At 32.9% G+C, this 234-nt stretch carries 1 protein-coding gene; it reads left to right on the top strand.

Going from position 1 to position 234, the window contains the following annotated elements; genetic code table 11:
- Positions 1 to 33: 33 nt before the first annotated feature.
- A partial coding sequence (locus R0J92_RS26825; protein WP_411053924.1) for a hypothetical protein occupies positions 34 to 234 on the top strand: 201 nt, incomplete at its 3' end.

Here is a 234-nt window from a genome sequence, read left to right as displayed (position 1 = left end):
AGACGAGTAATTACTTAGGAGTTGTTTGTTGCAATGTTCAATAGTGAGATTAAGGAAAAATATTTAGATACCTTATCTGAGGGTATGGTTTTGCAGATGAGGCCTATTTTTGCTAAAGCAGAGATTACTGAGACTTTATATAATAAGGACATTTATGATTTCACATCAATGCAAATTTTAGAACTTATACGATCATTTGATCAAACCACTATCGGTAGTGTTCGGAGAACCTTA

The organism is Tritonibacter sp. SIMBA_163 (genome assembly GCF_046535935.1).
In the GTDB taxonomy this organism is placed as follows: Bacteria; Pseudomonadota; Alphaproteobacteria; order Rhodobacterales; family Rhodobacteraceae; genus Epibacterium; species Epibacterium scottomollicae.
This window is presented reverse-complemented; position numbering and strand designations above follow the sequence as displayed.